The 24,668-nt window shown below is 67.9% G+C and carries 23 protein-coding genes and 1 riboswitch; of the genes, 7 read left to right on the top strand and 16 right to left on the bottom strand.

The genetic code is table 11. The features are described 5' to 3' along the window. Nucleotides 1–4 precede the first annotated feature (4 nt). From cobN to ACSFA7_RS05175, 14 genes are all read right to left on the bottom strand, one after another. The gene (cobN, locus tag ACSFA7_RS05240) at nt 5–4,033 is read right to left on the bottom strand and encodes a cobaltochelatase subunit CobN (protein WP_435498396.1); all 4,029 of its coding nucleotides are present in this window, start codon (nt 4,031–4,033) and stop codon (nt 5–7) included. Continuing rightward, complete coding sequence (locus tag ACSFA7_RS05235; RefSeq protein WP_435498395.1) at nt 4,030–4,386, bottom strand: DUF2149 domain-containing protein; 357 nt, start codon at nt 4,384–4,386, stop codon at nt 4,030–4,032. Before ACSFA7_RS05235 ends, cobN begins: the two co-directional genes overlap by 4 nt. Next, entirely contained in the window at nt 4,383–4,856 is a 474-nt protein-coding gene (locus ACSFA7_RS05230; RefSeq protein WP_435498394.1) for a MotA/TolQ/ExbB proton channel family protein, read from the bottom strand. Before ACSFA7_RS05230 ends, ACSFA7_RS05235 begins: the two co-directional genes overlap by 4 nt. Then, nucleotides 4,856–5,545 (bottom strand): 5,6-dimethylbenzimidazole synthase, encoded by a 690-nt coding sequence (gene bluB, locus ACSFA7_RS05225; RefSeq protein ID WP_435498393.1) that lies wholly within the window; start codon nt 5,543–5,545, stop codon nt 4,856–4,858. The genes ACSFA7_RS05230 and bluB overlap by 1 nt, the downstream gene beginning before the upstream one ends. Nucleotides 5,546–5,550: 5 nt before the next feature. Further along, on the bottom strand, nt 5,551–6,120 hold the full coding sequence (gene cobO / locus ACSFA7_RS05220; protein ID WP_435498392.1) for a cob(I)yrinic acid a,c-diamide adenosyltransferase: 570 nt from the start codon (nt 6,118–6,120) through the stop codon (nt 5,551–5,553). Nucleotides 6,121–6,133: 13 nt separating this feature from the next. Continuing rightward, complete coding sequence (locus ACSFA7_RS05215) at nt 6,134–6,907, bottom strand: ABC transporter ATP-binding protein (RefSeq protein WP_435498391.1); 774 nt, start codon at nt 6,905–6,907, stop codon at nt 6,134–6,136. Further along, entirely contained in the window at nt 6,904–7,914 is a 1,011-nt protein-coding gene (locus ACSFA7_RS05210; protein WP_435498390.1) for a FecCD family ABC transporter permease, read from the bottom strand. Before ACSFA7_RS05210 ends, ACSFA7_RS05215 begins: the two co-directional genes overlap by 4 nt. An 11-nt stretch (nt 7,915–7,925) precedes the next feature. Beyond that, a complete protein-coding gene (locus ACSFA7_RS05205) occupies nt 7,926–8,798 on the bottom strand; it encodes an ABC transporter substrate-binding protein (RefSeq protein WP_435498389.1) in 873 nt (290 codons plus the stop codon). After that, the gene (locus ACSFA7_RS05200) at nt 8,798–9,373 is read right to left on the bottom strand and encodes a bifunctional adenosylcobinamide kinase/adenosylcobinamide-phosphate guanylyltransferase (RefSeq protein ID WP_435498388.1); all 576 of its coding nucleotides are present in this window, start codon (nt 9,371–9,373) and stop codon (nt 8,798–8,800) included. The genes ACSFA7_RS05205 and ACSFA7_RS05200 overlap by 1 nt, the downstream gene beginning before the upstream one ends. Continuing rightward, the gene (locus ACSFA7_RS05195; RefSeq protein ID WP_435498387.1) at nt 9,363–10,787 is read right to left on the bottom strand and encodes a cobyrinic acid a,c-diamide synthase CobB; all 1,425 of its coding nucleotides are present in this window, start codon (nt 10,785–10,787) and stop codon (nt 9,363–9,365) included. Before ACSFA7_RS05195 ends, ACSFA7_RS05200 begins: the two co-directional genes overlap by 11 nt. Then, entirely contained in the window at nt 10,772–12,736 is a 1,965-nt protein-coding gene (locus ACSFA7_RS05190) for a TonB-dependent receptor domain-containing protein (RefSeq protein ID WP_435498386.1), read from the bottom strand. The genes ACSFA7_RS05195 and ACSFA7_RS05190 overlap by 16 nt, the downstream gene beginning before the upstream one ends. A 103-nt stretch (nt 12,737–12,839) precedes the next feature. Beyond that, nucleotides 12,840–13,104: riboswitch (cobalamin riboswitch) on the bottom strand. A 64-nt stretch (nt 13,105–13,168) separates the two neighbouring features. Further along, nucleotides 13,169–13,702, bottom strand: a complete 534-nt coding sequence (locus tag ACSFA7_RS05185; protein WP_435498385.1) for a RidA family protein — start codon at nt 13,700–13,702, stop codon at nt 13,169–13,171. A gap of 63 nt (nt 13,703–13,765) precedes the next feature. Further along, nucleotides 13,766–14,188, bottom strand: coding sequence for a c-type cytochrome (locus ACSFA7_RS05180; protein WP_435498384.1), 423 nt, complete (start codon nt 14,186–14,188; stop codon nt 13,766–13,768). 25 nt (nt 14,189–14,213) lie between these two features. Then, nucleotides 14,214–15,812 (bottom strand): flavin monoamine oxidase family protein, encoded by a 1,599-nt coding sequence (locus ACSFA7_RS05175; protein WP_435498383.1) that lies wholly within the window; start codon nt 15,810–15,812, stop codon nt 14,214–14,216. Between the two features lie 115 nt (nt 15,813–15,927). Between ACSFA7_RS05175 and ACSFA7_RS05170 the strand changes: the two genes are divergently transcribed. The 4 genes from ACSFA7_RS05170 (at nt 15,928) to ACSFA7_RS05155 (ending at nt 18,078) form a co-directional block, all read left to right on the top strand. Further along, nucleotides 15,928–16,152 carry a hypothetical protein gene (locus ACSFA7_RS05170; protein WP_013541792.1) on the top strand — a complete coding sequence of 75 codons (225 nt, stop codon included), beginning with the start codon at nt 15,928–15,930 and terminating at the stop codon, nt 16,150–16,152. Further along, a complete protein-coding gene (locus ACSFA7_RS05165; RefSeq protein ID WP_435498382.1) occupies nt 16,149–16,481 on the top strand; it encodes a cell division protein ZapA in 333 nt (110 codons plus the stop codon). Before ACSFA7_RS05170 ends, ACSFA7_RS05165 begins: the two co-directional genes overlap by 4 nt. 282 nt (nt 16,482–16,763) lie before the next feature. Continuing rightward, nucleotides 16,764–17,585 carry a sulfite exporter TauE/SafE family protein gene (locus ACSFA7_RS05160; RefSeq protein WP_257859521.1) on the top strand — a complete coding sequence of 274 codons (822 nt, stop codon included), beginning with the start codon at nt 16,764–16,766 and terminating at the stop codon, nt 17,583–17,585. A gap of 67 nt (nt 17,586–17,652) precedes the next feature. Continuing rightward, nucleotides 17,653–18,078 (top strand): universal stress protein, encoded by a 426-nt coding sequence (locus tag ACSFA7_RS05155; protein WP_435498381.1) that lies wholly within the window; start codon nt 17,653–17,655, stop codon nt 18,076–18,078. Nucleotides 18,079–18,081: 3 nt separating this feature from the next. Here ACSFA7_RS05155 and ACSFA7_RS05150 read toward each other — a convergent pair whose 3' ends face one another. After that, on the bottom strand, nt 18,082–19,044 hold the full coding sequence (locus tag ACSFA7_RS05150; RefSeq protein ID WP_435498380.1) for an AraC-like ligand-binding domain-containing protein: 963 nt from the start codon (nt 19,042–19,044) through the stop codon (nt 18,082–18,084). Nucleotides 19,045–19,221: 177 nt separating this feature from the next. On the opposite strand from ACSFA7_RS05150, the gene ACSFA7_RS05145 reads away from it, so the two are divergent. From ACSFA7_RS05145 to ACSFA7_RS05135, 3 genes are all read left to right on the top strand, one after another. Beyond that, the gene (locus ACSFA7_RS05145; protein ID WP_435498379.1) at nt 19,222–20,256 is read left to right on the top strand and encodes a carbon-nitrogen hydrolase family protein; all 1,035 of its coding nucleotides are present in this window, start codon (nt 19,222–19,224) and stop codon (nt 20,254–20,256) included. Between the two features lie 16 nt (nt 20,257–20,272). Continuing rightward, the gene (locus ACSFA7_RS05140) at nt 20,273–21,334 is read left to right on the top strand and encodes a phenylacetaldoxime dehydratase family protein (RefSeq protein ID WP_435498378.1); all 1,062 of its coding nucleotides are present in this window, start codon (nt 20,273–20,275) and stop codon (nt 21,332–21,334) included. A gap of 77 nt (nt 21,335–21,411) precedes the next feature. After that, nucleotides 21,412–23,115 carry a serine hydrolase gene (locus ACSFA7_RS05135; RefSeq protein WP_435498377.1) on the top strand — a complete coding sequence of 568 codons (1,704 nt, stop codon included), beginning with the start codon at nt 21,412–21,414 and terminating at the stop codon, nt 23,113–23,115. Here the strand turns inward: ACSFA7_RS05135 and ACSFA7_RS05130 are convergent. Beyond that, nucleotides 23,112–24,647: a malonate--CoA ligase gene (locus ACSFA7_RS05130; RefSeq protein WP_435498376.1), complete on the bottom strand. Its 1,536-nt coding sequence runs from the start codon at nt 24,645–24,647 to the stop codon at nt 23,112–23,114. The two genes, ACSFA7_RS05135 and ACSFA7_RS05130, sit on opposite strands and share 4 nt — an antisense overlap. Nucleotides 24,648–24,668: the final 21 nt, after the last annotated feature.

Raw genomic sequence — 24,668 nt, 5'->3', positions numbered from 1 at the left:
CGAATCAGGCGGCGGCCGTCGGGTGTCGCGCCCGGCCGCGCTGCCACTGCGCGAAGGCGCCGAGCGCGATGAGCAACGCCGCGCCGAATGCGACCCAGAGACGGAGCACCACGGTCTCGGCCTTCGGTGGCGGAGCCTCGTCGGACGCCGGTTCGAGCTTGAGGCCGGTCACGGACTGGGCGCTGCCGTCTTGTGAGGGGGTGGCCTCGTCGGGCGCCGGTGGGGGCGAAGGTTCAGCGACCGGCGTTGCCGAGGACGCGCTGCGCACCTCCACCGGGGCAGTTCGCGGCGACAGTTCCGCCTGCACGAACCGCTGAACCGCCGTGTTGCGCTCGCGAAGACCCGTGGCACGCACAGCCTCGGCGTAGGCCGTTGCCAGCTCTCGCCGCGTCGCCGCGTCGGGCTTCCAGTAATTCAACCGCACCGCATCGAGCATGCGCTCCAGCGTCTGCGCAAATGCGGCACGGTTGTCGCCTTCCAGCCATTCGCGCGTGCCCAGCTTGTATCGGTCGCGCACATACACGTCGTGCAGCGACTGCCACTGATCCTGCCGCACCGTGCCAGGCGCGGTGACCTGCCAGCCCCAGAGGAACTGCGCGGTCTTGAGCACCTGCAGCGTGCCGCTGTAGCCCTCGGCCTTCTGCGCTGCTATCCATTGGGGGTGCAGGTAGCGCGTCTGCATCTCGCGCGCGATGGCGCCCGCGGCGGTGTCGGTGCGTACCGCGCCGCTGTCTCGCAGGTTCTGCACGTAGAGCGCGGGGTCCTTGCCGGTGAGTTGCCGCACGGCATGCGCAATGCCGCCCAGGTACTGGAACGGATCGTCGTTGGTGAGCACGCCGTAGAGGTTGGAGGTGCGCGCCATCAGCGCCGCGTCGACCTGCGCGAGATTGCCCGCGTAGGCGCCGGTGCGCCGGGCGCCGTCTAGCCCTTGGCCATAGGCGTGGCCCATGCGGTCCATGTAGAGCTGCGCCATCTGCGCATCGCCGCCGCCGCGCCGCTGCGAAGTCCACACGTCGCTTGCGAGCGCAGCCTCCTCGAGCCCGGCACCGTAGCTGCCCTGTTCGTTCGAGAACACGCGCGCGGTCGACCAACGTTTCGCCTCAGCCGGCGTGGCACCTTCCGTGCGGAGCTTGCGGGCCAGCGCCTCGCTGTGTTGCGCGACGGCGTTGCCGGGCTCGTTCAGGGTCGCCACCTGTTGCACCGCCTCGTCGAGCCAGCGCATCACGTTCGGGAACTGGTCGCGGTAGGAGCCGGTGACGCTGATCAGCACGTCCATGCGCGGCCGCTTCAACGTCGACGCAGGCAGCACCTCGATGCCCGCGATGCGCCCTGCCTCGTCCCAGCGCGGCTTCACGCCCATGGCGTAGAAGGCCTGGCTCTCCAGCACGCCTTGATGGCGCGAGGCCTCGCCGGCCCAGAGGGTGAAGGCAATCTTCTCGGGCGGCTTGCCGGCGTGGGTCTTGGCATGCTCGGCGATCCAGGCATCCATCGCGGCGACGCCGATGTCCCACGCAGTGCGCGTTGGCACGCGGCTCGGGTCGAAGCCGTAGAGGTTGCGGCCGGTCGGCAGGCTGTCGGGATTGCGCACGGGGTCGCCGCCGTAGCTGGCCTTGAGGTAGCGGCCGTCGAGGGCGGTGAGCAGGCCTTCGATTTCCTCGTTGTGGGCGAGTGCGGCGTCGATCTTCTGCGCGCGTCGAGCCATGGCTCGCAACGCTTCAGCTTTCGCGGCGTCTGCGCCTATCGCGCTCGCGGCTTCGACGTCCTTGACCGCGATCTCGACCCATCGCGCCGGGCGTGAGGCCGCGATGTTCTTCGCATCGATCAGGAAGGCCTCATCGATGTCTTCGCCCAGCGCCTCGGCCAAGGGCTTGCCGAGGATCTGCAGGATCGTCATGCGCCGCCGCTCCGCATCGGGCGCCTGCCCGAATGTGGCAAGGCCCAGCGGCTGCGCGGTCTGCGCCAGTTCGTCAAGGTACGGATGCAGCACCGCGATGAAGCCCGCGAAGTCGGCGCGAATCCTTGCGGGCGTCCATTTCAGGTCGCGGTCGTAGTGCTGCTCGATGAATTCCGCGGCAAGCTGCCTTTCCATCGCGGCCTTCACCGGCCCGGGCGACAGCGTCTCCCAGTCGTGCATCCGCTGGTGCATCGCCTGCACGCCGGGCCGAAAGCCCGCGGGCGCGAACATCGGCGTCGAGTGGCTCACCATCGTCGCGCGGCCGCGGCGCTTGGCGGTGGTGGCCTCGCCGAGGTTGTCCATGATGTACGGGTACACGTTCGGCAGGTCGCCGAGCGCGAGCAGCGGATCGTCCTGCACCGAGAGCCCGCGCTCCTTGCCCGCCGACCATTCGACCGTGCCGTGCGTGCCCACGTGCACGACCGCACTCGCGCCGAACTGCGTGCGCAGCCAGAGGTAGGTCGCGAGATAGCCGTGGCTCAGCGGAATGGCCGAGCGGTGATAGACCTGCTCGGCCTTGCCCGCCACCTGCGTGTCGGGCTCGAAGCGCGGCGGCTGGCGCAGCACGACGACGTTGCCGAACTGCACGCGCGGGATGACGAAGGCCTCCTCGCCCGCAACAGGCCGCAGCATCGTCGACTTCTCGGGTGACCCCCAGTAGGTCTCGATGCGCCGCTGCGTCTCGGCAGGCAGTGCGCGAAACCACGAGACATAGCGCGCCAGCGGCAGCGAATCGGCCAACCCCTTGTCGAGCAGCGGTTGCAACGCATCGCCGCCATCGACCGGGTAGTAAGCCTTCATCGTCGCCTGCACCTGCGCAATGAGCGCATCCGCGCCGGGTATCGCGGTGCGGTAGCCCGCTGATTGCATGGCCGCCAGCATGTTGTTCACGCTGCGCGGCACGTTGAGAAAAGACGCGCCGAAGTTCGCCTCGCCCGGCGGGTAGTTGTAGACCTGCATCGCGACACGGCGGTCCGCGACCGGCGTGCGCTGCAGCCGCAGCAGCGCCGCCGCTTTACCGGCCACCGCGTCGATTTGCGCGGGCAGCGGTTGCAGCGTGCCGGTCGCGGCGTCGCGCGCGCTCACGAGCATCGGGTCTGTCATGCCCGCCAGTTCGCTCGGGCTGTAGTACGAGGCAATGTCGGTTTGCGCAAGGCCGTCCTTGCTCTCTGTCCATTGCGCGGCGTCCATCGCGAGCGAGGGCAGCGTCTGGAGCACCGGCACGCCGATGCGCTCCAACTCCGCCTTGCGCTCGTTCGGCGCGAAGACCAGCGAGGCGTTGACGATCAGGTCGGCCACGCGGCGCTCTTGCACATCGGTCGCATGCGTCATGCGGAAGAACAGGTCTTTCTGCTGGCGCGGGCCGTAGAAGGCGTAGGCGCGCAGGCCGCGTTGTTCGAGTGTGCCTATCAGCCTGTCGAGCCAGCCGGTGTCGTCGCCCGTCACGGTGGCGCTGTTGACGGCGATGGCGACGGTTCCGGCGGAACCAGTCAGCCCGGCAATTGCGGAGATATCCGTTTCGATGCGCGGCCAGCGCGGGTGATAGAAGCCAGAGAGCGGCGTCGGCACGGGCGGCGGCAGGCCGTTCACATCGTCGATCTGTGCCAGCGCCTTCATCGCCGACTTCAGGTTGGCCGTGCCGGCGAACCGCCAGTACTCCCGCAGCCGCTGCGCCCAGACCGCATCGACGCCACGTTCGGCAGCGAGTGGCGCCGCGCTGGGGGTTTGCCCCTTGGCGACAAGCGCGAATTCGCCGATCAACACATAGGGCACGGGGCTGCGAGAAATCACATCACCGAATCGCGCCGCCGCGGCCTGCGCCACGCTGATGTGCGGCGCGTCGATCACCAGCAGCCGCGCACCCTTGAGCGCCGAAGCCAGCACTTCTGGCGAATCCTTCGCAGCCGACACCACCTGCAATGGCAATCCCACTTCGTGCACCGCCTCCTGCAACCGCACCACGCGCGCCGGCGACACGAGCGACGTGCTCAGCACCACAATGCGCGAAGGCTCGTCCGGCTCGGCGTGCGCGCAGAACGCCAGCGCCATCAGCAGGAGCACGACGAGGAGCCGCGTCACTTCCCGCCCCGAACAGCCGGAACGGCGTCCGCGGGCACATAGACCATCGTGCCATCCTTCAACCGCCAGGCCGTGCCGGCCTTCTCGCCGTCGCCCTGCCCCGTCGCGCCGCTGGCCTTGAAGCGCGTGATCTTCTGACCTTCGCGCGTGATGATCTCCATGTCGGGCTTGCCCTCGTTGCGGATGATCGTGACCTTGTCCTGCGCGAACGGGCTCATCGGGTTGTTGATGACTGCGATCATCAGCATGCCGATCACCACCATGAACACGTCGATCAGGTTGATGGTCGAGAGCACCGGGTCGTCGTCATCGGTGTCGAGGCTGCTCAATATCGAGAACTGCCTGCGACTCATGAGAGGCGATCCCGCGCATCGAGCACCGTCACCAGCTCGCGCATCAGCCAGCGGCGGCGCACGGTGTAGACCACGAAGGTGATCGATGCCGAGGCGAGCGCCACGATCACGGCGGCGAACGCGGGCGCGAGGCTTTGCGCCACGCCCTGCGACTCACCCGAAGCAACGGCGACGAGTGCCGGCCCCATCGGGATCATCGTGGCGATCAGCCCGAGCATCGGCGCCACGCGGCTGCACAGGCGCACGCCTTCGAGCTGCTTGAGCACCACCAGCTCCATCTGCTCCTGGCTCGCATCGGCATGGCGTTGCAGTGTCAGCACGCGCGACGGGTCGCGGCGGCGCTGCAGGTACTCGATGCCGAAGGCGCCGAGGCAATACACCGCATAGACGAAGGAGAGCAAAACGCCGAGCGTCACGGGCCAGAGAAACAGCCGTGCGAGCTCGAAGAGGACGGTATCGAAGGCCAGCATCAGGCGGATTCCACGGAAGACGGGATGGGAGAAAACAGGTCCGACGGCTGGCCCCAGTGCTCGTCGAACACCAATGCGGACAGCGGCTCGCGCTTCGCCCAGCGTTCACGCTGCAGCATCGGCTCTTCGTAGAAATCGTGCACCGGGCCCAGGCACAGCAGCGCGATGGGCTCGGCGCCGTCGGGCAGGCCGAGCAAGGCGCTCAGTTCGATCGGATCGAACAGCGACACCCACCCCATGCCCAGCCCTTCGGCGCGCGCCGCGAGCCAGAGGTTCTGGATGGCGCAGGAGGCCGAAGCCAGGTCCATCTGTGGCAGGGTGCGGCGGCCGAACACGTGCCTCTCGCGGTCGTCGGCCAGCGTCACGACCAGCAGTTCGGCCGCATCGAGCAGACCTTGCACCTTCAGGCGCATGAACGCTTCTTCGCGCTCGCCGAGGGCGCGCGCGGTGAGCACGCGTTCGCGCTCGACCGCATCGTGCAGGCGCTGGCGCAATGCGGCATCGCGGATACGGATGAAGCGCCACGGCTGCATGAACCCCACGCTGGGTGCGTGGTGCGCCGCGTCCAACAGCCGGCGCAGCACCTCGGACGCGACCTCGCCACCCGCGAAGTGCCGCATGTCGCGTCGCTCGCGGATGACGCGGTACACCGCCCTCGCCTCGTCGGCCGCGAATGCGTGCTGCGCCATTGCTGTCAATCCTCGATGCCGCGCTGCGCCGGGATGCCGGCCTTGAACGCGTGCTTGACCAGCGTCATCTCGGTCACGGTATCGGCCAGCTCGATGAGCTCGGGGGGGCAGCGGCGCCCCGTGAGCGCCACGTGCACATGCTTGGGCCGCGCGCGCAGCGTTTCGAGCACGCCTTCAAGCGGCAGCCAGCCGTAGATCAGCGGATAGGTGATCTCGTCGAGCACCACCAGGAAGAATTCGCCCGAGAGGATCGCCGCCTTGGCCTTCTCCCACCCGTCGCGCGCGAGCTGCCCCGAGCGTTCGAGGTCCTGGCTCTTCCAGCTGAAGCCGTCGCCGAGCCCTTCGATCGGAATGCCGATCTGCTCGAACATGCGGTGCTCGCCGAAGCGCGCCGAGGGCACCTTCATGAACTGGTAGATCTTCACGGGCTTGCCACGGCCGTGGGCGCGCAGCGCGAGGCCGAAGGCCGCGGTGCTCTTGCCCTTGCCGTCGCCGGTGTTGACGATGACGATGCCGCGGCGTTCGCCCTCGGGCTTCTCGTAGGGCTTTTCGCTGGGGGGAGTTTCGATCTGCATGTGTGTTCCTTGCTTATTTCGGCAGCGCGATCCACTGGTCCGCCACGCGATGCACGCGGATGCGGTGGTCGAACACCTGTTCGAGCGCGGTGTGGGTGGCCGGGTCGTCGCAGCCGCCGTGATGCACCACGCGGCCCTTGTCCATCACGACCATTTCGTCGGCGGCCAATGCCATCGGCAATTCGTGCAGCACGCTGACCACGGTGCGGCCCTCGGCCACGAGCGCGCGGGCGGTCTGCATCCAGTCGGCCTGGTGCGGCGGGTCGAGGTTGGCGAGCGGCTCGTCCATCAGCAGCACCTGGGCCTCGACCGCGAGCGCGCGGGCGAGCAGCACGCGCTGGCGTTCGCCGCCCGAGAGTTGGCCTAGTGGGCGGTCGCGCCAGTCCCAGGCTTGCGTGCTGCGCAGGGCGCGCTCCACGGCCTCACGGTCGGCCGCGCTCGGGGCCGCGAGCCAGCGCTGATGCGGCAGGCGGCCGAGCATGGCGACGTCGTAGACCATCAGGTCATCGGCGCTCGCCTCGCCCGTGCCGCTCTGGCCGAGCCACGAGAGGCGCTGCGCGCGGATGCGGGCGGGGACCTTGCCCTCGGCCTCGCCGAACAACCGCACCTCGCCGCGATGCGCGAGCAGGCCCGCGAGCGCCTTGAGCAGCGTCGACTTGCCCGCGCCGTTCGGGCCGACGATGCTGGTCCAGCGGGCGGACGAAAGCGCAAGGTCGATATCGTGCAGCACCTCGGTCGTGCCGAGCGTGGCGCTGACTTGGCGAGCTTCGATGGCTGCGCCGCTCATGACAAACCTCCACGCGCGCCGCGTCGATGCATGAGCCACAGCAGATAGCTGCCGCCGAGCACCGCGGTGAGCACGCCCACGGGCAGCTCCTGCGGCGCGATCAGCCAGCGCGCCAACAGATCGGCCGCCATCAGCAGCAAGCCGCCCATCAGTGCCGCGAGCACGATCAGCCGCGCATGCGTGGTCTTGACCACCGAGCGCACGAGGTGCGGCGCCGCCAGGCCAACGAAGGCGATCAGGCCGGTCTGCGCCACGGCCGCGCCGGTCGCCAGCGCGAGCACCACGACCAGCGCCGCGCGCATGGCGCCCAGCGGCAGGCCGAGACTGCGGGCAGTCGCCTCGCCGAGTGCCAATCCATCGAGCACCGGCGCCAACGCCCACGCCGCCAGCAGGCACACCGAGCAGACCGCGCCCATCACGGCGCAGGCGCTCCAGCCGACGAGGCCAGTGCTGCCGAGGATGAAGCCCTGGATCGCCTGCAGGATGTCCGCCGAGGCGATGGTGATCAGGTCCTTCGCGGCGCCGAGCACCACGCCGACGATCACGCCCGCGAGCAAGAGTCGCAGCGTTTGCTGCACCCCACGCGCCAGCGTCAGCGTGAGCAGCACCGCGAGCACCGCGCCAACGAAGGCCGCGCCCGTGAGCCCGAGCCGCATCACCCACTGCGTACTCGCGGCCGAGCCGCCGAAAAGCATCAGCGCCACCGCCACGCCCAGCGATGCGCCCGAAGCGCTGCCGAGCAGATAGGGATCGGCCAACGGATTGCGGAACAGCCCCTGCGCCACCGCGCCCGCGAGCCCGAGCAGCGCGCCCGCGAGCCACGCGCCGAGCGTGCGCGGCAGGCGGATGTCCCAGACGATCTGCAGCGCGACCGGGTCATGCCGCGCCGCCAGCAGGCTTTCGAAACCGGTGCTGCCGATGCCGAGGCCGAACAGCAGCAGCGCGATGCCCAGCACCAGCAGGGCCGTGCCGAGCAGCACGACGCGGCGCAGGTGGGCGGTGTGCATGCGGGCGGCGTTCACTGGCCCTTTTCCACCAGGCATTGCGCCATCAAGCGCGCGGCCTCATCCATGCGCGGACCGGGGCGCACGAGCACATCGGACTGCAGCGCATCGAAGCGGCAGATGCGCCCTTCGCGCACCGCGCGGATGCCGCCCCAGCCGGGCCGCTGCTCCAACCCCTGCGCGCTGCGCACGCTGACCATGATGAGGTCGGGATTGGCGCGCACCACGTACTCGGGGTTGAGCCTGGGAAACGGCCCGAGCTTGGCCGGCACGATGTTCTTCATGCCCAGCCGCGTGAGCGTCTCGCCGATGAACGACGACTCGCCCGCGCCATACGGCCCGGTGTTCACCTCGAAGTACACGCGCTTGCCTTTCGCGCTCGCGGGCACCGACTGCGCCGCGGCCGACACGCTCGCATCGATCACGCGCCAGACGCGTGGCGCCTCGTGCGTGCCGAGCACCTGGTCGAGTTTGCCGAGCACGCGCTGCACATCGGCATGGCTCTTGGGTTCGAGCACCAGCACCTTCAACCCCAGCGCCTCGAGCCGCTGCGTGACGCGCGACGACTTGGCCAGCAGCACCGCGTCGGGCCTGAGCGCGACGATGGCTTCCACGTTGGGATCGATGCCGCCGCCCATCTGCGGCAAGGCGCGCACGGCGGCCGGCGAGTTGGAATAGTTGTCAACGCCCACCAGCCGCTCACAGGCGCCGAGCGCGCAGACGGATTCGGTGAGTGACGGCAGGAGCGAAACGATGCGCTGCGGCGGCTGCGGCAGGCTCACGGTGACGCCGCGTTCGTCGACCACATCGAACGCGTGCGCGGCGAGTGCGCACAGCGACAGGCCGATGGCGGCGGCGAGCAGCGATGAAATCCGGCGCAGCTTCATCAAGCGGGCGCCTTCAGACTCAGTGGCAGTCCGGCCGCCATCAGCGTCACGCGGCCGCAGGCAGCGGCCACGTCCTGGTTCAGCCGCCCCAGCGCATCGACGAAGGCGCGTGTCTCGCGGCCGAGCGGAATCACGCCCAGGCCGATCTCGTTGCCGACCAGCACCACCGGTCCGCGCGCCTCGCGCAGTGCGATCAGCAACATGGTGATATGGGCCGAGGGCGTGCGCGTCACCGGCCGCGCGGCTTCGGTGCGCAACGGCATCAACAGGTTGGTGAGCCAGAGCGTGAGGCAGTCGACCACCACCAGCGTCTCGGGTGCGCTCTGGGTGACGATGGCGCGCGCGAGCTCGACCGGCTCCTCGATGGTCCGCATGGCGGGCACGCGCTCGGCGCGGTAGGCCTGGTGGCGCACGATGCGCTCCTGCATCTCGTCGTCGTAGGCCTGGGCGGTGGCGATCAGCACGGCGCGGTTGGTGCCGGGCGCGGCGGCGAGCCAGTCGATGGCGCGCTGCTCGGCGCGGCGCGACTTGCCGCTCTTCTGGCCACCGAGGATGAATTCGTGCTCAACGGTCATCGATCTCTTCCTTTGCTGCATCGTGGCCCAGCTCGATCGGCATGGCGCCGAAGAGCCGCGCCGTGGCTTCCGGGCTGGAGGCGAACCATGCGTGGAAATAACTGGCCCGCACCGGGCCATGCACATAGAAAGCCTCGCCCCCGCGCGCACCGACGGCCTGCGTGGCGCCGGGCCGAGCGGTGTGGGCGGAAGGCACGAGCGGCGTTTCGCAACGCGAATAGTGAAAGGTGTGGCCGCGCAGGGTGTGGCTTCCAAGCTGAAGCTGTTGCGGCCCGAGGCCGGCAAGGCGCTTTTGCATCGTCACGCGACCGGGGAGCAGGCCCCATACGCGGTGGACCTGCTGCGGCTCCGCATCGGTGTGCGTGGCGAGTTCGTCGAACAGCGCCATCATGCCGCCGCACTCGGCCCAGATGGGCTTGCCCGCGGCGGCGTGCGCGGCCAGGGAGGCACGCATCGATTCGTTCGCCGAGAGTGCTTCGGCATGCAGCTCGGGGTAGCCGCCCGGAAGCCAGACCGCATCGCAGGCTGGCAACGCATCGCCCGCCAGCGGCGAGAAGAATGAAAGCCGCGCACCGAGTGCCGAGAGCACGTCGAGGTTCGCGGGATAGATGAAGGAGAACGCCGCATCGCGCGCGATGGCGATGGTGCGGCCTGCCAGCAGCGGCGCTGTGGCCGGCTCTTCTGCGGCGGGCGCAGCGAAGCGCACCTGCGGCAGTTGCGAGACCGGCAATTGGCCCAGGGGCGTTTCAGCCAGCACATCGGCGGCCGCATCGAGTCGCACCATTGCATCGTCGAGTTCATTCGCGCCGACAAGTCCCAGGTGCCGCTCGGGCAACGCGAACTGCGCGTCGCGGGGCAAGGCGCCCATCCATTGCGAAGGCTCGCGCAATGCGTCCTTCAACATGCCTGCGTGCCGCTCGCTCGCCACGCGATTGGCCAGCACGCCGGCCCACGGCAGGCCGGGCTTGAAGTTCTGCAATCCGTAGGCCAGCGCCCCGAAGGTGCCGGCCATCGCGTGCGCATCGATCACGGCCAGCACCGGCAGGCCGAAGCGCTCCGCGAGGTCGGCCGCACTCGGCGTGCCGTCGAACAGACCCATCACGCCTTCGACGATCACGAGATCGGCTTCGGCGGCCGCGGCACGCAGGCGCGCCCTGCAATCGGCCTCCCCGGTCATCCACAGGTCCAGCGAATGCACCGGCGCGCCGGTGGCGAGCGCCAACCAGTGCGGATCCAGAAAGTCAGGCCCGCACTTGAAGGCCCTCACCCGCCGCCCCTGCCGCACATGCAGCCGCGCGAGCGCAGCCGCCACCGTGGTCTTGCCCTGCCCCGAGGCTGGCGCGGCGATCAGCACCGCGGCACAGGTGGCTGCGGTGCCGAGTCGTGGCGAAAGGTCGTTTACTGCGGTGTCCACTTGAGGCCGAGGTAGGCGCTGCGGCCCCCGTTGGCATAGAGGCGTGCGTACTGGTAGTCCTTGTCGCCCACATTGTCGATGCGGGCCACGAGGTTCAGGTCCCGTGCGATCTGCGTACTGGCCGACAGGTTCAGCAGCGTGTAGCCGCCGAGCTTGATCTTGTTGGCCGTGTCGTCGTAGCGCTGGCTCGAAGCCTGCACTTCGGCGCCCAGCGTCCAACCGGCCACGCGCCAGTCGGCGCCAATCGTGCCGTGGCGCTTGGCGCGGCGTGCGAGCAGGTTGCCGGTCTCGGCGTCCTTGGGGTCCTGCACGTCGAGCGAGGCACGCAGCGTGACATCGCCGATGCGCTGGCTGGCCGACAGCGTCGCGCCCTGCAGGGTGGCGCGGTTCACGTTGGTGTAGCAGCCGAACGACGAGGCGCAGCCCGTGGCGGTGCCCACGAAGTTGATCAGGTTGCGCACGCGGTTGCGGTAGACCACGATGCCGGCGGTGGTGCCGTCCTTGGCGTAATTCAGGCCCAGCTCGACGTTGCGGCTGTCTTCGGGCCGCAGCGTCGCCACGCCGTATTCGCTGAAGCGCTGGTAGAGCGTGGGCACGCGGAAAGCGGTGCCGGCCGATGCGGTGAAGCGCAGCGACGGCAGGATGGCAAAGCCGTAGGCGGCGCTGCCGGTGGTCTTGCCGCCGAACTCGCTGTCCTTGTCGCGGCGCACATGCAGTTGCAGCGAATGCGGGCCCTGCACGAAGCCGTAGCCGAGCGCGAGCGCGTTCTGCGAGCGGTCTTGCGAGAACAGCCTGGCCGAGGTGGTGGGTGCGTTTTCCAGCGCGTCTTCGCGGCGCTCCAGCGTGGCCGTCACCAGGTGCGGGCCGAAGCGGAACTCGTTCTGGAACAGGTAGCCACGCAGGTTGGTTTCGGTGCGATAGAACGAAGGCTGCGTCTTGTAGACCGATTGCGAGTCGGTCACTTGCACGCGGGTGCTGTAGATGTCGTTCCACTTGGCCGACCAGGTGAGGCCGGCGGTGCGCAGCGTGTTGTCCGAGACGTCGTTCCTGAACCGGACCGGCGGCCGGGTCCTGAAGCTGACCGAGGCGTCGTAGCCGGCCTCGACGTTGCTTTGGAGCAAGGTGGCTTCGATGCGCTGGTCGGGCGTGATCTGGAAGCCCAGCTTCAGGTTGCCGGAAGTGCTGCGGTAGCCGTCGCGGTCGGGGCTGGTGAAGCCGTCCTTCGAGGGCGTGCGCTTGTCGGCGGGCTGCACATTGAAGCCCTTGCTCTCTTCGTGCGCGACACCGAACGAATAGTCGAACAGGCCCGACTTGCCGCTCACGCCGCCTTCGATCTTGCGCAGGCCATGGCTGCCGAAGCCGATGCCCGCGTAGGGCGACACGCCCTCTTCGCCGCGCTTGGTAAAGAGCTGGATCACGCCGCCGATGGCGTCGGAGCCATACACCGCGGCGGCCGGACCGCGCAGCACCTCGATGCGGTCGATCTGCGCGAGCGGAATGCCTTCCCAGCCGGCGCCGCCGGTCGATTGCGAGTCGATGCGCACGCCGTCGAGGTAGACGGCCGTGAAGCGCGTCTCGGCCCCGCGGATGTACAGGCTGGTGTTGTTGCCCACGCCGCCGTTGCGCGTGATCTCGATGCCGGGCTGGCGCGCCAGCACATCGGCCACACCGGTCGCGCCGCTGCGCTCGATGGTTTGGCGATCGATGATCGACACGTCGCCCACCAGGTCCGACAGCGGCTGCGGCGTGCGGTTGGCCGTGACCACCGTTTCGGCCAGCGTGGGCGCGGCTTTTTGTTCCTGCGCATGCGCCAGGGTCGGCAGTTGGATCAGTGCGAAGCCGCCGAAGGCCGAGGCCAGCGCGAGCGGCAGGCAGGCAAGGCCGCGATGGCGGATGGGCGCAGGCGCGCGACCGCGAGCAGCGCGGGAAAAAGAAACGCAGGAAATCATGAGTGAGCCGAACGAACGTCAATGCCCCTGGCCGGCCTCCCCGCCGGCGCCCTGGGCGCAATGACCGCCGCTGGCATGAACCGGTTCTTGTTCGTTCATGCATGCGGCAGCCGCCTTGTTGGCCGGTATCCGGGCTGGCAGAACAGCCCCTGCCGCCTTCCCAGGCGCCTGTTTCAGGGCGCCCAGTGGCTGGATGGAAAGGGGTGGCGCCTTGCGGCGTCGTCTGCTTGACCGTTGCGGGGGCAGCGCAGGCGGCTTCGGCCTTGGTCCGATGTCCGGCTTGCGGACCTCTCGGGGCGTTCACTCCTGCTTCCCGTTGAACTGCGCCGTGCGAACCACGGCGCGAGCACCAACGGGCGGGATTTTAGGCCCTGCGGCGGCGGCGCTAAGTCGAAAGTTGTGGCTGCTGCGCCACTCGTACCGCCGGGGAGGCTACTTCGATTTGGCCGGGCGGACCGCCGTCACCTCGATCTCGACCAGGTACGCCGGGTTGACCAGCGCCGCCACCTGCATCGTCGAGCGCACCGGCAGTCTGGGCTGCGCCGTGGTGCCGAAGAACTGGGTGTAGCCCTCCATGAAGCCGGCGAAGTCCATCTTGTTGTCCTTGGCCGGATCGCCCACCAGGAACACCTGCATCTTCACCACGTCGCCCATCGTGAGGCCCAGGCCCGTGAGGCTCTTCTCGATGGCCTTGAGCACGCCGATGGTCTGGCCCTTGGTGTCGCCGCCGTAGGCCGCGGCACTATTCTTGGGCGCGGCCGCGTCCTGCAGCGGCGGCACCTGGCCCGAGAGGTACACGTTGGTGAAGGACGAAGGAACCTCCACCGCGGCCGCGATCGGAAAGGTGGAGTTCGGAATGCGGTGGCGAATGACTTCGTCGGCCGCGTGCGCCGCACCGCAAGCGGCTGCGAACAGGGTGGCGACGAACGCCAGTTTCTTCGTCTGGGTGAGAAGGGTCATGGTCATGCGTGTTGTCTCTCTGCGGGGGTGGATGAATGAAGGAAGGATCTGCCGGAGGTCGCGGTGAAGTCAAGGCCGCAGCTTCTTGACGCTCTCCGCGGGAATCGCATCGGCGTACTGGTTGCCGAAATGCGTGCGCGCATAGCCGACCACGGCAGCGATTTGCTCGTCGCTCAACATCTTGCCGAAGGCGGGCATGCCTTTCTGGCCGTTGATGACCACGTAGAGCGGGTACTCCGCGCTCGCGAGCCGCGGATTCGACGCGAGCGGCGGGTAGGCGCCCGCGCCTTTCGCGCCCTGCCCCTGCGCCATGTGGCAGCCCTGGCAGGTGGCGCGGTAGATCGATTCGCCCGAACTCTCCTGGAACCGGGGGCCGACGGAGAACGTGGGCTCGGGCGATTGCGCGAAGGCGTGTCCGCTCATCGCGGCGATGGCGCCGAACGAAAGGCCGAGCAGTGCGCGCCGGAAGGTCGTGAGGTTGCTGTTGTTCATGGTGGATGTGTCCTTCACTCGTCGGTCATGCGGCGACGGCGCGGGCATGCAGCCGCTGGATGGCATCGAGCGACGAGAGCAGCGCGCCCTCCTGCCAGGCTGGAATGTAGGAAGCATGTTCGCCCGCGAGCGCGATGCGCCCGTCGACCTGGCACAGGTTCTTGTAGTGCTTCTGGCGCGTCTCGTCGGTCCACATGCCGTAGCACCCATTCGTGCCGGGCACGCGGTGCCAGCCGACAGAGATGCCGTTGTCGAACTCGCTCGCGTACTGCGGATGCAACTGCATGCCGAACTCGACCGCGCGGCGCACGCGCTCCTCGGGCGCCATCGCGGTGAATTCGTAGGAGTTCGGGCCGTCGAACACATAGGCACCGAGCACCACCGCCTTGCCCTTGGCGCCGTAGCGCGTCGAGGGGTACGAGATGCGCGAAATGGGCAGATCGGTGTAGCTGATGCCGCCGTAGATGTGCTCGTCTTCTTCCCAGAAGCGGCGCTTGAACTGCAGGCCCACTTTCACCGACGCGCCATAGGGCACGGCGTTGATCGCCTCCTGCATCGGCGCGCTGACCTGCATGTCGATCTGGCTGAGCACCGACAGCGGAATGGTGCACAGGCACCAGTCGGCCTTGGCCTGCGTGACCGCGCCGCCCTTGGCTTCATCGGTGTAGGTGACGGTGACGCCGCGGTCGTTCTGCTCGATCTTGGTGACCTTCGCGCCGTAGCGGATGAGGCTGCCGACTTCTTTCTGGAAGGCCTTGGCGATCATGTCCATGCCGCCCACGGGCTGGAAGATCGCGCTCTGGAATTCGTAGTCCTGTCCGCTTGCGATGTAACGCCAAAGGCTCGATTGCAGCAGCTCGCTCATGTCGAGCGGTTTCGATGGCTTGGCCAGCGGCATGAGGCCGCCGCCCGCATCGACTTCATAGCCGCGGCGGTCGCTGCTGATGGTGCCTTCGCGGTAGCGGAACTGCGTGTCGAGCGCGCCCCAGCGGCGCAGGCCTTCGAGCAGTTTCTCCTTGTCTTCTTTCGTCAGCGCCGCATCGAGGTTGCCCTGCTGCGTCGCCTTGCCGAGCAACTCGGCCACATAGCCCTGGTAGTCGGCCTGCACATGGCGATAGCGCTGCGGCTTGCCGCCATAGGCCTTGGTCGAATGCACGAGCGCGTTGTAGTTGACCTGAACGAAAGGCTCGAGCGCAACGCCCAGCCGCTTGCAATAGCCGAGCACCGCATGGTGATGAAAAGGTATGCGCCACGGACCCGGGTTGAAGTACTCGCCCTTTGCGAAACCGCACTGCTGCACCGCGCCACCGAGTTCGGTGAAGGTGTCGCCGCCGCGCAGCGTCCAGCAGCGGCCGCCTGCACGGTTGCTGAACTCGAGCACCTTCACCGAGTAGCCCGCGGCGCGCAACTCGAGCGCGGCGGCCATGCCGGCCAGACCTGCACCAAGAACCAGCACCGAAGCGCCCTTCTTTGCCCCATCGAGTTTCGGAGGGCCGCTGTAGTTGGACTCGGCAGCGAAACCAAGAGAGGTCATTGCCTGGTACATCGCGCCGCCGCCTGCGGTCTTGCCGATGAGCGTGAGCAGATCACGCCGACTGAATAGAGTGTTGTTCTTCGTGGTCATGAGGTGGCTATAAATGTTTGAAAGGCCGCTGCGAAGGCAGCAGAATCCATGCCAGACAAGGCACCGCGCGCCCTGCCGGCGGGCCCCATTCCCCGGGAAACTACAATCGCCAACCATGCCCGCCTCCAGCCCCATCGATCAGATCGCCGAGCGTGTGGAACGCTTGCTCGTGCGTCACGAAGAGGTACAGCGCACCAATGCGCTGCTCCAGGAACAGGTCGATGCGCTCGTGCGCGAACGCGACGGGCTCAAGTCGCGGCTCGCCGCGGCACGCACGCGCCTGGATGCACTGCTCGAGCGGCTGCCGGCTGAACCACCTCCCGAAGACTCCACCGCATGAAGCAGATAGAAGTACAGATCATGGGCCAGAGCTATTTGCTCGGCTGTCCCGACGGCGGCGAGCCGCAGTTGCGCGATGCGGTCGAACGCGTGGATGCCGCCATGTGCAAGATCCGCGATGCGGGAAAAGTCAAGGCACGCGATCGCATCGCGGTGCTGGCTTCGCTGAACCTGGCCTTCGACCTCGCAGCGCAGCAGGCGGCTGCAGTTGCGACGCCTGCCGCGGCGCCCGCGCCTACCACGGCTGAGCCCGGAGAAGTCGATGCCAAGGCCACCCAGCTCATTCAAAAGCTCGATCAGGCGCTGGCCGGCGATGGTCATTTGCTCTGAATGAACACCATGGACTCATACGGAGCGTAAAATCCGAACTGTCTGCGGTGCGCGTCGGGCTTAATATTTCCTTGTTCCAATGCTCTCCGGAGCCGGGCTTGGTACATCGCTTGACGGGCGTGATCATCTCGCGTCAGATGAACCCGAAGTCTTGCTGCCCTCGCCCACCTGAACCCTGGTTCAGGATGCGGGTTCGGCGCCCACTTGCAGACACCTTTTTCCATCGGCACGGCCCCCAGCACACACTGCTCGGGGCCGTTGCTTTGTCCGAAGACCCGCAGCGTGACCGAATTCCTCGACCCCCTCCTGATTCTTGAACTGGCCGCGCTCGGCCTGGGCACCGGCTTTCTCGCAGGCCTCCTGGGCATCGGCGGCGGCATGCTGATGGTGCCGTTCATCACGATCATCATGGGTCACCGCGGCGTGTCGTCCGACCTCGCGGTGAAGATGGCGATCGCCACCTCGATGGCCACGATCATCTTCACCTCGGTCTCCAGCGTGCGCGCGCACCACAAGCGCGGCGCGGTGCGCTGGGACATCGTCAAGCGCCTCGCGCCCGGCATCGTGATCGGCAGCCTGGCCGGGAGCCTGGGCGTGTTCGCGCTGCTCAAGGGCACGGCCCTGGCCATCTTCTTCGCGCTCTTCGTGGGCTTCTCGGCCACGCAGATGTTCCTCGACAGGAAGCCCAAGCCCACGCGCCAGATGCCGGGCACCGGCGGCCAGCTTGCGGCCGGCGGGGTGATCGGCTTCATCTCGGGCCTGGTGGGCGCGGGCGGCGGCTTCATCAGCGTGCCGTTCATGACGTGGTGCAACATCTCGATCCACAACGCGGTGGCCACCAGCGCTGCGCTGGGCTTTCCCATCGCGGTGGCCAACGTGATGGGCTATGCGATCAGCGGACAGTCGGTGCAGGGCCTGCCCGCGGGCTCCTTCGGCTACATCTGGCTGCCGGCGCTGGTGGTGATCGCCGTCTGCAGTGTGTTCACCGCGCCGCTGGGCGCCAAGGCCGCGCACACGCTGCCCGTGAAGAAGCTCAAGCGCGTGTTCGCGAGCATCCTGTACCTGCTGGCCGCCTACATGCTCTGGAAGGGCCTTCAAGGCTGAAGTAAAGGCCCCATGGTCTGGGGTGTGACCCGTTGCGATGCGCCAGGCGCAGCCGTATAACGGTTTCATGAAAATCCTCATCGCCGTCGACGGCAGCGCCTACACCCGCAAGGCGCTGGACTACCTGGTCGCCAATCGCACGATGTTCGTGGACGGACACGAACTCGTGGTTGTCAACGTGTGCACCGGCATCTCGGGCCATGTGACGCGGCACCTCACCAAGGAGATCGTGGCGGAGTACTACGCCGAGGAGAGCGCGAAGGTGCTCGATCCGGTGAAGGCGCTCCTTGCCGAGAAGGGCATCGGCAACTACACGATCGACAAGCGCCACGGGCATGCGGCCGAGGAAATTCTCAAGTCGGCCGCCGCCGCGCAAGCCGAGCTGATCGTGCTCGGCACCCACGGCCATGGCCTCTTCGGACGCGCGCTGATGGGCTCGGTGGCCACCAAGGTGATCGGCGAGACCGACATCTCTGTCCTGCTGGTCCAGTAAGGCCTACTGCACCCGCTGCTGCCGCCACTCGCGCGGCGAGCAGCCGAATCTCTCGCGGAATGCGCGGCTGAAATGCGCCGCATCGTTGAAACCGCGCCCATACGCGATCTCCCCCACCGGCTTGCCCGCAAGCCGCGGCTCCAGCAGGTCGCGGCTGCAGGCCTCGAGCCTGCGCTCCCAGATGTACTGCGAAGGCGTCAGCGGCTCGCTCTTGAAGACACGGTGGACGTGGCTCGCCGACACCCCCAGAGAAGCCGCGATGCTGCCCACCGACAGCGAGGGATCGGCCAGTTGCTCGTCGATGCATCGCTTCACGCGCGCGAGATGGTACGCCGTGAGGTTGCTCAGCGAGGGCGCACGCGCCGCCGGCAGCGTCTGCAGGCCCGCCACGAGGATGCTCTGCACGCCGTTGGCCACGGCCAGCGCCGATGCGGGCTGCAGCGTGTCGATGTCTTCGCGCAGCGTGCGGATCATGCCCAGCAGCAGATGCCCCGCGCCCTCCTTACCCGACACCGTGGTCGCCGTCAGCGCCTCGGTGTCGCGCAGCTCGCTGCGCAGGCGCTCGCCGGGCAGCTTGAGCACGATCTGCTCGAACTTGTCGTCGAAGAGCAGCTGGTAGGGCCGCGTGCTGTCGTACAGCGCGAAGTCGCCGGCCGAGAGCACCGCATCGCGCCCGTCCTGGCGCACCACGCCGCGCCCCTGCGCCTGAATGCTCACGAGGAAATAGTCGTCGCCCGAGCGCGCGATGTGCCCGCTCGTGCGCATGACCTTCTGCGCGCCTGACTTGACCACCGACACATCGAGGCTGGGCAGCGAGTGCTGGCGGATGCTGCCTTCGAAACGGCCGATGTCGTCCGGCCGCACCGGATCGCACCCGAGCTGCACGTAGACATTGCAGATCATGTCGGTCCAGTAGGCCAGGCGCTGGTCGCGCGCCACGGCATCGGTGCTGAGCAACTGGTTCATGGGGGTCCCCGGAAAGCGCGTGCAACGCTGGAACAAGAACGCCGCCAGTTCGGATCAAGGCGTTCCGCGGCGGCGAATCTACGCTTCAAGCAACCCGCATGCCACCGCGCAAACCCGCGTTGGGGGTGTGCGAAGTTGTTTCATCCACCCCACCACCATCACCTCTGGAGACTCGCCATGCCCACCACCGTCCACCCCAAGCTACGCGTCGCCGCCGTGCAGGCCGCGCCCGTGTTCCTCGACCTCGACGGCACCATCGACAAGACCATCGAGCTCATGGCCCAGGCCGCCGGCCAGGGCGTGAAGCTCATCGCCTTTCCCGAGACCTGGGTGCCCGGCTACCCGTGGTGGATCTGGCTCGATTCGCCCGCCTGGGGCATGCAGTTCGTGCAGCGCTACCACGACAACGCGCTGGTGGTCGGTTCGGCCGAGTTCGACCGCATCAAGGACGCGGCGCGCAAGCACCGCATCTGGGTGTCGCTCGGCTACAGCGAGAAGGCCGCGGGCAGCCTCTACATCGCGCAAGCGCTGATCGACGACCAGGGCAACACTGTGCAGACGCGCCGCAAGCTCAAGCCCACGCACGTGGAGCGCACCGTATTCGGCGAAGGCGACGGTTCCGACCTCGCGGTGGTCGAGACGGCCATCGGCAATGTCGGATCGCTCTCGTGCTGGGAGCACCTGCAGCCGCTCAGCAAGTACGCGATGTATGCGCAGAACGAGCAGATCCACTGCGGCGCATGGCCCAGCTTCTCGCTCTACCGCGGCGCGGCCTACGCGCTCGGGCCGGAGGTCAACAACGCCGCGAGCCAGGTCTACGCAGCCGAGGGCCAGTGCTTCGTGGTCGCACCGTGCGCCACGGTCTCGCCTGCGATGAGCGAGCTGATGTGCACCGATGCCGGCAAGCAGCAGATGCTGCGCACAGGCGGCGGCTATGCGCGCATCTACGCGCCCGACGGATCGCCGCTCGGCACGCCACTGGCCGAAGACCAGGAAGGTTTGGTGATCGCCGACATCGACCTGGGCATGATCTCGCTCGCCAAGGCGGCGGCCGATCCGAGCGGCCACTACTCGCGGCCCGATGTCACGCAGCTGCTCCTCAACAAGACGCGCCGCGAGCCTGTGGTGCTGCAGCGCTCGCCCGAGCCCGAGAGCAGCGTGCCGGAAGCGGTGGCCACGGGCACCGAGCCGCGCCTGCAGCTCGCTGCCTGACATCCGGAGCCCCACCATGGAATCCGCCATCGCCGAGCACCTGAAATGCCCCCGCACGCGGCACCGCCGCGTCGAGGACGACTACACACCGCCCTACCCCGTCTGGTCGGCCCGCGCGTCGGCCTCGGTGACGCAAGTGGTGATGGGCTATTTCGGCGTGCAGTCGCGCGGCCCCGAGATGCAGGGCCGCGCTTGCGCCGCGCTGATGAAGATCGCGCGCGATTTCGCGCTGCCCGACGGACCGGGCCATCACGACCTCACGCACTACGTCGACGCCGACGGCTTCGACAACATGGTCGCCATCGCCTACTGGGACGACGCCGCGGCCTTCGCGCGCTGGAGTGCCACGCCTGCCATCGACGCATGGTGGCGCTCCAACGAACGATTGAACGAAGGCCTCGGCTACTTCCGCGAAATCGCCTCGCCGCGCGTCGAGCACTTCGAGACCATGTTCAACACGCCCGACCGCTTCGAGGGCGTCGGCGTGGTGATGGGCGAGGTCAGCGGCGAGCTGCAGGAGCACGGCTACTGGGGTTCGATGCGCGACCGCATTCCGCTCTCGCAGACCGACGCGCTGTCGCCCTCGGGCACGCGCGCGGTCATCGCAGGCACGCCGGCATCGGGCCAGCGCGTGCGCATCGCGGGCCACGAGAACATCGCGATGATCCGCTCCGGCCAGGAGTGGACCGACACCACCGGCCAGGAACGCACGCTCTACCTGGAGGACATGGAGCCGGTGCTGCGCGAAGGCATGGATTTCCTCCGCGACCAGGGGCTGGGCATCGGCTGCTACAGCAACCGCTACATGCACCACCTGGATGCGAAGGGCGCGCCGCTGCAGAAGTCATTCGGCCTGAGCTACTGGCGCTCGCTCGCCGACATGGAGCGCTGGGCCGAATCGCACCCGACGCACGTCGCGATCTTCGGCAGCTTCATGCGCTATGTGCAGGCGCTGAACTTCCAGCTGCAGCTGCGCGTGTACCACGAGGTGTCGGTGCTGAAGGCCGACGAGCAGAGCTACGAGTACAGCAACTGCCACGCACGCAGCGGGCTGATGAACGGGCTCACCGCCACTTGAGAAAGAGGCCCCGGCGGGGATTGCTTTAGGATGCGCGGCCCTATTCCAATCAAGGCCGCAAGGCAAGGACCCCGACCATGTGGAGCGATCTCGAAAACCTCGTCGAAGCCTCGATGCAGGAATGGAAAGTACCCGGCCTCGCGCTGGCGGTGATTCAGGGCGGCGAGGTAGTGCTGCAGAAGGGCTACGGCGTGCGCGACACCGACACCGGCCTGCCCGTGACCACCGACACGCAGTTCCTGCTGTGCTCGATCACCAAGTCATTCACCGCCGCGGGCCTCGGCCTGCTCGTCGACGAACGCAAGCTCGACTGGGACAGGCCGGTGCGCGAGCTGCTCCCCGAGTTCCGCCTGCACGACCCCGTGGCGACCGAGCGGCTCACGGTTCGCGACCTCTTGTGCCACCACAGCGGACTGCCGCGCCACGACTGGATCCACATGCCCGGCGACCTGAGCAACGCGCAGATGCTCGCGGCGCTCCGGCACCTCGCGCCGAACAAGGACCTGCGCGACACCTTCCAGTACTCGAACCTCGGCTACCTCGTCGCGGGAATGATCACCGAGCGCATCAGCGGCCAGCGCTACGAGGACTTCACCACCGAGCGCCTGATGAAGCCGCTGGGCTTCAGCCACTTCGGCTTTTCCATCGAGGCGCTCGGCGCCGCCGAAGACGGCGCCCGCCCGCATGCGATCGACGGCGACGAGCTTCATCGATCGCCACTGTCGCCCATCCGCGCCACGCCTGCCGGCGGCATCAACGCCTCGGTGGCCGACCTGGCGAAGTGGGCGCGCTTCCTGCTCGACGGCAAGGCGGACGGCCGCCAGTTGCTCTCGCCGCAGGCGCTGCGCGAAATGACGACGCCGCGCGTGCACATGGGCCGCTCCGAATACGCCGAGATCGGCGACTCGCATTACGGCCTGGGCCTCTTCTGCGAGCAATACCGCGGCGAACGCACCGTGGCGCATTCGGGCTCGTGGACGGGCTGGAGCACGCTCATGACGCTGCTGCCCGAGCGTCGCGCCGGGGTCGTGGTGCTGACCAACCGCACGCCGGGCGGCGCCACGCCCATCCTCACCTTCGCGACGCTCGACCGCCTCTGCGGCCGCGAACCCATCGACTGGTTCGGCAGGTTCGCACCGAAGCGCCAGCAGGCCGTGGCACAGCAGAGGCTCGACAAGAAGGTGGCCGCGGAAGTTCGCCACAGCGAAACCCAGCCGAGCCACCCGCTCGAAGACTATGCCGGCGAGTACGAGCACCCGGCCTACGGACTCATCCGCATCGAGCAACGAGGGGATGGGCTGGCGTGGCACTGGCGCGGCGTGGAGGACCTGCTCCAGCACCGCCACTACGACGTCTTCATCACGCCCGACCGGCCGACGATCATGCATCCGAGCGATCGCACCCTCACTTTCCGCTACGACCGGCAGGGCCGCATCGATCGCATCGAAGTGCCCCTCGAGCAGATGGTGGACGACATCGTGTTCCGCCGCGTCGCGGCCGGCGAAGTGCTCGACCCCGCATTCCGTCGGCTGTGCGCCGGCGACTACCTGCACGCAGGCCGCGTGATCGAGATCCGGCTCGATGCGGGGGATCAGCTCAACATGACGATCCCGGGCCAGCCGACCTACCGGCTGCTGCCGGCCGGCGGGCGGCGCTTCAACGTCGAGACGCTCGAAGGCTTCAGCGTGGAGTTCCGCCGGCCTTCACCGCAGGTGGTGGATGCGCTGGTCTTTCACGAGCCGCGCATCACCGCGCTCGCACCGAGGATCGCGAAGACCTAGGCAAACAGCTCCTTGTGCTCGGCGCGCAGCAGCGCCTTCTGCACTTTGCCCATCGTGTTGCGCGGCAGCTCCGGCACGACGAAGCAGCGCTTGGGAATCTTGAAGTTCGCAAGCTTCGACTTGAGCTCCGCCACGATCACATCGGCATCGATCACCGAGCCCGCCTTGGCGATCACGATGGCCACGCCCACCTCGCCGAAGTCGGGGTGCGGCACGCCGATGACCGCGCTCTCGGCCACACCCGTCATCTCGTTGATGTAGCCCTCGATCTCGGCAGGGTAGACGTTGTAGCCGCCGCTGATGATCAGGTCCTTGCTGCGCCCGACGATGGTGATGTAGCCGCGCCCATCGATCTTGCCGACGTCGCCGGTCTTGAAGAAGCCGTCGGCGGTGAACTCTTCCTTGGTCTTCTCGGGCATGCGCCAGTAGCCGGCAAACACGTTGGGGCCGGCTACCTCGATGCCACCGATCTCGTCGGTGATGCAGTCGTTGCCGTTCTCGTCGCGCACGCGCAATTGCACGCCCGGCAAGGCGAAGCCGACCGTGCCGCCGCGACGCTCGCCTTGCTCAGGCTTGTAGGGGTTGGAGGTGAGCATCACCGTCTCGCTCATGCCGTAGCGCTCGAGGATGGTGTGCCCGGTGCGCTCCTTCCACTCGTCGAAGGTCTCGATCAACAGGGGCGCCGAACCCGCGACGAAGAGGCGCATGTTGCGCACCGCCTCGCGCGTGAGGCCCGCCTCGGCCAGGAGCCGCACGTAGAGCGTGGGCACGCCCATGAACACGGTGGCCTCGGGCAGCTTGGCGACGATGCGCTTGGGGTCGAACTTCGAGAACCACAGCATCTTGCTGCCGTTGAGCAGCGCGCCGTGCAGCGCGACGAAGAGGCCGTGCACATGGAAGATGGGCAGCGTATGGATGAGCACGTCGCCCGGCGTCCAGCCCCAGTAGTCCTTGAGCACCTCGGCGTTCGACAGCAGGTTGCCGTGCGTGAGCATCGCGCCCTTGCTGCGGCCGGTGGTGCCGCTGGTGTAGAGGATCGCGGCGAGGTCGTCCGGCGACTTCTTCGTGGGCGTGTGCTTGTCGCTGCACTGCGCGGCCACTTCGAGCAGCGTGCCGGTGCGGTCGTCGTCCAGCGTGAACACGTGCCGCGTGCCCGCCGCATTGGCAATGGGGCCGACCCACGACGCGTTGCGGCTGGTGCATACCACCACTGCCGGCTCGGCGTTGCCGATGAAGTATTCGATCTCGGCGCTCTGGTACGCGGTGTTGAGCGGCAGGAACACATAGCCCGCGCGCAGCGTGGCGAGATACAGCAGCATCGCTTCGACCGATTTCTCGACCTGCACCGCGATGCGCGCACCCTTCTCGAGCTTCAGCGCATCGAGCAGGTTGGCGATCATCGCGCTCGCGCGTTCGAGGTCGCGCCATGAGTAGAAAAGGCCGTTGTCGGTCTCGACCGCGATGCCGTCGAGGTCGGCGGGAAAGGCCGCGCGCAAGGCGGCGAACAGGTTGGTGTTGGTTGGCTTCTTCATCGCTTCGTCTTTGAACCGGTA

It is taken from the genome of Variovorax trehalosi (assembly GCF_051216415.1).
In the GTDB taxonomy this organism is placed as follows: Bacteria; Pseudomonadota; Gammaproteobacteria; order Burkholderiales; family Burkholderiaceae_C; genus Variovorax.
This window is presented reverse-complemented; position numbering and strand designations above follow the sequence as displayed.